The 4,827-nt window shown below is 42.4% G+C and carries 4 protein-coding genes; all 4 read right to left on the bottom strand.

Going from position 1 to position 4,827, the window contains the following annotated elements:
* A partial coding sequence (locus F6K49_RS35370; RefSeq protein WP_293104290.1) for a carbamoyltransferase N-terminal domain-containing protein occupies positions 1 to 877 on the bottom strand: 877 nt, incomplete at its 3' end.
* Between the two features lie 161 nt (positions 878 to 1,038).
* Positions 1,039 to 2,220, bottom strand: coding sequence for a glycosyltransferase (locus tag F6K49_RS35365; protein ID WP_293104287.1), 1,182 nt, complete (start codon positions 2,218 to 2,220; stop codon positions 1,039 to 1,041).
* Entirely contained in the window at positions 2,217 to 4,013 is a 1,797-nt protein-coding gene (gene asnB / locus F6K49_RS35360) for an asparagine synthase (glutamine-hydrolyzing) (protein ID WP_293104284.1), read from the bottom strand. The genes F6K49_RS35365 and asnB overlap by 4 nt, the downstream gene beginning before the upstream one ends.
* Position 4,014: 1 nt before the next feature.
* The coding region (locus tag F6K49_RS35355) for a glycosyltransferase (protein ID WP_293104281.1) at positions 4,015 to 4,827 on the bottom strand (813 nt) is incomplete at its 5' end.

The following is a 4,827-nucleotide window of genomic DNA, read 5'->3' as shown; positions in this document are numbered from 1 at the left end:
TTTCTTCGGTAACCGCTTGTAGGGATTTAGCAATATTTTGGTGTTTGGTAGTCACTTCGGACTTGGGTGTGCGCGCGGGTCCCAATAATTTCTCTAAGGCTGGACTGTGGAAGGGTTGTACGCTTGGTGCGCCATCGTCCCAGCTCATGGCAATTCCTTCCAGGTGGTGGTTGAAATAGTCTAAATTCAGTTCAAAGCTGTCACCCTTGGGATAAATCAACTGGCGGAATTCTTCCAGATATTCCGGTTCGCCGTAGGGTGCCAGTCCCATGACTTTGTATTCATCACCGTAGGCTGGGAATCCCAAGTATAGGGTAATGGCATTATACAGGTAACCGATGGAATGGGGAAAATGGGTGCGGGAAAAGTATTCGAGTTCATTTCCCCGTCCCGCTGCGAATAATGTGCTGACGAAATCCCCCATGCCATCGATGGATAAAATTGCTGCTTCTTCAAAGGGAGAGACGAAAAAACCGCTAGCCAGATGGGTTGTATGGTGTTCGAGGTTGTGGATGTGAGCGCGAATATCGGTTTCGTTGCATCCGCAAGCGTTAGCTAGTTCTTGTTTGAGGCTGGTGGATTTGCTTTGCTTGTTGAATCTATCAAGTAAGGAACTGAGGGAAGGACGATTTTTGATGGTAAATAAGAGCTTTTTGTTGAGGTTTGCTTTGGGATTGAAGGAAACAGCAACATGGTCTAAATCCTTAGCAGTAATTCCGCCAACTTCGAGACAGTAACGGATTGATTCTGATGGAAACCCTGCCCAATGTTTGACACGGTTAAATCGTTCTTCTTCAACGGCGGCGATGAGTTGACCGTTTTGAACTAAGCTTGCGGATGCATCACCGTGGTAAGCGTTTATACCGAGAATGTTCATATAGGGTTTCTTTGTAAGTTTTAAGTTTTATTGATTGTATTTGATTTTTTTACGACAGTGGTAGGTGCTTTTGGTGTCGGCTTATAAGACTGGTTTGTCTCGGAAATATCGTCTTAATATGGTATCTAATAGTTAATGGGAAATAAAAAAAAACGGTTATATTATGATAGCTTTTTACCGGCAATAATTTTGTCGTAAACAGAAGCAAGGTTTTGTGCGATCGCACTCCAAGAGTAGCGAGAACTTACTAATTGTTTTCCATTCTCACCTAATTGATTGCGCAAGCTTGGAGAGGCGAGTAATTGTGCAATTGCATTACTGAGAGCATCTAATTCTCCTTCTACTACCAATCCAGCTTTGGCTTGGGCTATTTCTGGTGCAATTTGCACTCCTGGCGTAATAATTACTGGTAATCCTGCTGCCATTGCTTCTGCGATTACGATGCCAAAGTTTTCTGAAAAAGATGGCAGCACAAAAATGTCTGAGCCTTGTAAAACAAGTTCCTTGTCTGTACCAGTGATAAAACCAGTAAAGGTGGTACGCGAGGTTAAGCCAGTGGATGCTACTAAATTTTTCAGTTGGTTTTCATAATCTGACTCACCTGAACCGGCAAATATCAGATGAAAGTCACAGTTTTGAGTTGCTAGTTTATTAAGTGCTTGTATCAGTAAATCGGGACGCTTTTTATTGTGCAGGCGAGAAATAAAAAGAACTATAGGGGTTTGTGCGGGTATGTTATGGATGTGACGTAGTTTTTGTTTTGCTTCAGGAAAATTAACAGGTTGGTTGACTCCTAAAGGTAAGGTTATAGTAGGAGTCTGAATACCAAAGTTACGAACATCCTCTGCTTCACCACCAGAAGTGCAATGAATCGCTGCTGCCCGATTGAGATTGTGGCGTTCAATTAGTGATGTATATATCTGTTTTTTCAGACGACTTTGAGCTAAAGCCCAAGGGGTGAGTTGACCAATTGTTCTTACTATATAAGGAATTCCTTGACGACGGGCAATTAACCCCGCACAAGTGGAGGGATAAGAAAATAAATAATGGGTATGAATAATATCGTAATCTCGGATATGTTGCCATAGCCAGCGAGTTAAAGCGGCAGAAAAGATGAACTCTTTTAATGGCGGTGAAAAACGGGGTAAAAACCAAACTGGAACTCCCTGATATTCGGTACGTTGATAAAGAGGTACATCAAGTAAATCACAACCATTATCATTGGTGGTGGCAATTTCAGTATCAATACCTGATTGGCGCAGTGCTTTAACCATCCCCAAAGCTGCATGACTCGGACCACCCCGCACTGATCCGATGGAGGGAATTACATGAAGGATTTTCATTGTGCGATTTGTTTCCACCAATGTTGAAGAATGATTAGATTCCACCGGCGATACCAAGGTTTTAGAGGAATATTGGTAAAGCTTTGAACATCTTGAAAGTATTCACGCCACTCTTTCTGCATCCATTGTTCGTAAGGGAAATAAAAACCACGCTTAGGACGGTTCTTAATCCAGTCGGGAATTTCGGGAATAGCTTTAGTCAGAAGCTGTTTACCTGGAGCTAAACGCAAGTTACTAGGGATTGTAGCGATGGTTTCTAGTAACGTTTTGTCTACCAGAGGAACCCTTAATTCTAAACCCCAAGCCATGCTCATCACATCACTGTCTCTCAATAATTGGTTACGCATATAGCGACTAATTTCCAGCAGGCTTACTTTATCTTCTAGAGACGGTAAATTAGTGTTATCAAGCTCAGGGTTTTGACGAGGGGGATATTTTTGGTCTGGAAGATAATTTTTCAAGATTTCACAGGCTTCCCAATGGGAGAAAATACCCCTAAAGCTACGATAAGCAGCAACTGAATTAGGAGGTTGTTGGAGAAAATCACCTATTCGTCGAATTTGTGTTGACTGTCCCCAACGTTCTAGACCTGCACCAACAACTTGAGTTAAAGGACGATATGGTTTAAGCTTTTGCCCCATACGCACCATTTGGGGAACTTTCTGGAAAGATTTATATCCACCAAACAACTCATCACCACCCAAGCCAGAAAGCACTACTTTCATGCCACACTCGTGGGCAATTTGGGAGACACAGAAGGTATTAAAGCCGTCAATACTGGGTTGATCGATGGCTGCTAAAAATTTTGGCAGTAGCGATCGCCCTTTCTCAGCTGTGACAATGTATTCTGTATGCTTAGTCTCAAACTGATTAGCTACCTGCTGTGCTAAATCTCCTTCGTTCCATTCTTTTTCCCGGAAAGCAATTGAGAAAGTATGTAAAGCACTCGACTGTACTTGACGGGACAGGGCAACAATTGCTGTAGAATCAATACCACCACTGAGAAAAACTCCTACAGGCACGTCACTAACGAAATGGTGCTGAATTGATTTTAGTAGTGCTTCTCGTACTATAGCTACTGCTGCTGAGGGCGTTGTAGCTTCAGAATCAAATTTGATTTGCCAATACTGCCATTGACGAACATCACCTGCTTGCCACCACAAGCAGTGTCCAGCTTCTAAAATCTGAATTCCTTCAATCAGCGTTTCTGGTTCGGGAACGGAACCAGTAGTTAAGTAACCATATAACCCATCTGGATTTAAGCACTTTTCTGGCAAGCCTGAAGCCAAAACCGCTCTTAGTTCAGAAGCAAAAACTAGGGTTGAACCCGATTGCCAGTAGTATAGAGGTTTAATTCCCAAGGGGTCTCTGGCCAGGAAGCAGGTTTTCTCGTAGTCATCCCAAATAGCAAAGGCAAACATACCTCCTAATTGCTCAACACACTTTCTGCCCATGCGTTGATATAGTTTAAGGATAACTTCAGTGTCAGTATGGGAGGAAAAGGTTTCTCCTTGTGCTTCTAGTTGCGATCGCAATTCTTGGAAGTTGTAGATTTCACCATTGAAAGTAATCCAGTAACGCCCGTCTGGAGTAGACATTGGTTGATGGCCTGCTGGGCTTAGGTCAAGGATAGATAGACGGGTATGGGTAAAAGACGCTTTTCTATCTTGTGATATGTAAATTCCTTGGTCATCTGGTCCACGGTGCTGTAATTCGTTTTGCATCCGCTGAATCAGGACTTCTAGGTTATCTTGGTACTCACTTGCTGTGAGAATTCCAGCAATTCCACACATTTTAGTAATCAGTTCCTTGTGATTGGGTAGACAGGAAATGCTGTTCTAAGTAAGTGCTGAGAGTTTTTTGAAAGCGCTCAAATCCAAATAGTTCAATGACTTTTTTACGTAACGCTTCTGGTTGATACATTAGGGGATTGGGATAATTTCCTTGTAAAATTTGGATAAGAGTGTTGGCAATTGCGTTGACATCATCGGGGTCAACTAAAGCACCCAATTCACCATGATTAAGAGCATCGATTGCACCGTCTTGATTACCACCCAAAGTCGGTTTACCGCAAGCTAATGCTTCTAAATAAACAATTCCAAATCCTTCCCCTTTGCTAGGCATAGCAAAGACATCACAGAGATTATAGTAATCGCAAAGTTGCTCATCCGCTACAAATCCAGCTAAGGTGACGCAATTTTGTAGTCCTAGTTGTGCGATAATTTGCTCAATTCTTGGTCTGTCATTTCCTTTTCCGACAATCATATAATGAATATCTGGAATATTCTGACGAATTTGAGAAATAGCTCGGAGGACTTGGTCGTAACCTTTATACTGTTCATCTTCTGCCAGTCTTGCCACAGTTAATATGACTGGTTGTTCTGGTTTTAGTCCATATTGCTTTAGTAAGTAGTCAGGTTTTGGTGTAGGTTTAAAGCGATTAGTATCAACAGTATTAGGTAAAATACATACTTTCTTGGGATCAAGGTTTTGTTCAGCCAAAAGGCGATCGCGAGTGTAGCCACTGACAGGCAGAATCCGGTCTGCATGGTGTAAAGCAGTTTTCAGAGCAGGACGTTCTATATTCCAAGCTTCGATCCCGTGAGA

Source organism: Moorena sp. SIO3I6, assembly GCF_010672095.1.
Note: the sequence above shows the minus strand (reverse complement) of the source record. Positions and strands in the feature narration are given on the sequence as shown.

Bases quoted from the DNA above. Each gene is read 5' to 3' on its own strand.
- asnB (WP_293104284.1), bottom strand. From the start codon at position 4,013: ATGTGTGGAATTGCTGGAATTCTCACAGCAAGTGAGTACCAAGATAAC.
- F6K49_RS35365 (WP_293104287.1), bottom strand. From the start codon at position 2,220: ATGAAAATCCTTCATGTAATTCCCTCCATCGGATCAGTGCGGGGTGGT.